2 protein-coding genes and 1 pseudogene are annotated in these 1909 nt (G+C 67.1%); 1 reads left to right on the forward strand and 2 read right to left on the reverse strand.

The genetic code is table 11. The features are described 5' to 3' along the window. Window positions 1-614: tetratricopeptide repeat protein (locus tag ACWEKS_RS49185; protein WP_452346584.1), on the reverse strand; the 614-nt coding region annotated here is incomplete at its 3' end. Between the two features lie 15 nt (window positions 615-629). Further along, on the reverse strand, window positions 630-836 hold the full coding sequence (locus ACWEKS_RS49190) for a hypothetical protein (RefSeq protein WP_452346583.1): 207 nt from the start codon (window positions 834-836) through the stop codon (window positions 630-632). Window positions 837-1528: 692 nt separating this feature from the next. On the opposite strand from ACWEKS_RS49190, the pseudogene ACWEKS_RS49195 reads away from it, so the two are divergent. Then, window positions 1529-1816: pseudogene (locus ACWEKS_RS49195) on the forward strand (ISAzo13-like element transposase-related protein); the annotation flags it as partial. Window positions 1817-1909: the final 93 nt, after the last annotated feature.

The raw sequence follows: 1909 nt of genomic DNA on the forward strand, positions 1-1909 counted from the left end.
CAACGGCACCAGCATCCACGCTCGGTTGCGCGCTGCGGTGACGGCGTTACGAGGACCGAACCCCTGTTTGTTCCCCGGTCAGCAAGACTCACCGCGTAGGTAGTGGCGCTGTCTGCTTCGGGAGCAGCGCCGGTACGCCGGAAGATCTCGATGGCCTCTTTCAACAACTGTGCAGGCGGGGTGTTCTCAGCCGGACTGGGGTAGGTTCGGGCGGTTCCTTCGAGGGTGCCTGCGTGCTCGAACTGGCTGCGAATCGCGCGCGCCAATGCGCGCGCCTGGGTGAAGGTGTCGCGCGCTTCGCGGAATCTTCCCGTGTCGGTGAGCAGTTGGCCGATTTCGCCGTGGCGATTGCCCAGTTCGCGGAAGCAGGCCAGCGCTTGGTCGAACAGCTGGCCGGCGGCCTCGAATTGCCCGGCATCGCGGTGCAGGGCGCCGAGGCAGCGGCGGACTGTCGCCTCGCCTTCGAGATCGCCGAAGTCGCGGTACAGCTTCAGGGCGCGGTGGTAGGTGGTCGGTCGCGGTGGCGGAGTCTCCGATGCGTCGCTGGACGATGCCGAGATTGACCAGGGCGAGTGCCTCGCCGGCGAAGAATTCCCAGGTTGGTCAGCGCGGATGCCTCACCAGCAGGGCTACCGGTCGCCCGCTGATTCCTCGTACAGGTCAGCGATTGTCGCGTAGCCAGTGGTGATCCATCGTGCCAGCCCGACCAGGGTCAGGCCGGTCAGCTCGCCTGCGGCGGTGTCGCCGATTTCGCGGCGCAGGCCAATGCCTTGCCGAACCAGATCGACTCCCAACTCCTCCTCTCCCGCCAGCCAGTAGGCGGCGGAGAGGTTCATCAACGCCACCGCCTCGTGGAAGCGGTCGCCCAGTGCGCGGAAGCGGGAGAGGGCCTGGCCGCACAACTGTTTGGACGGCTTCGTAGTGTTCGGTTCGCCAGCTCATGGCACCGAGGTTCGGCATGGCGGTAGCTTCGCCGATCTGGTCGCCGACCTCGGTGAACAGTGTGGGGGAGCGCTCGCAGTGAGCGGCGGCCGCGCGGTTGGTGTGTTGGTGACCGCGTCTCGCGAGAGCGGTCGGCCCGCACGGGTGGTGAGCAGCGGATCGGTGGGTGCGCTGTCGTGGTTGGTGAGCCAATCTTGCAGCGCGGCAACGGTGTGACGGCTGAGCGGGGTGGCCCGGTCTTTGCGGCCTTTGCCGTGGCAGCGGACGTGAGCGCCGGGCCGAGGTGAATATCGGCTCGGGTCAACCCGGTCAGTTCGGAAACCCGGAGCCCGGTCTGGCAGGCCAGCACCTGCAGAGCGTGGTCGCGGCGCCCGAGCCGAGTGGCGCGGTCCAGGGCGGTGACCAGTGCGTCGATCTCGTTGGTGGTGAGGTAGGAGACGATGGGCCGGTCACAGCGTTTCGGTGGGATGGCCAGAACTCGGGCGACGTCGGCGGCGTGTTCGTGTCGAGTTCATCAAGGGTCCGCGCGGCGATTCGCCGGAGGATCATCTGCTGGTGCACCACCCGGCCGCCGTCAGCAGCCCGATCCACATTCGCGAAGAAGAACGAGCAGCTCGGGCAGCTGCCCAACGCGGGGCGGCAGTGGCGCCCGAAAGGTAATCCGATCGAGGTCGAGGACCACAGCTTCTACTTCATCGGCCCGGATGTCGAGGTGGCGATCCCGCTCGGCGTCTACGACATCGCCAACGACGCCGGCTGGGTGAACGTGGGATGCGATCACGACACCTCGGTGTTCGCGGTGTAATCGATCCGCCGCTGGTGGCGCTCGCGCGGTCGCCTGGACTATCCCGCTGCGGATCGGCTGCTGATCACTGTTGGCCGTCGCTGAGTTTGCCGATGTTGGCGTCATCGGTGGTGCCGATGATGAGGGGATGGGAACGGCCTCGCTCGGCTGGGTGAGCGAGGC

This window comes from Nocardia sp. NPDC004711, assembly GCF_053601595.1.

Coding starts and splice junctions, on each gene's coding strand:
- ACWEKS_RS49190 (WP_452346583.1), bottom strand. CDS start 836: ATGAACCTCTCCGCCGCCTACTGGCTGGCGGGAGAGGAGGAGTTGGGA.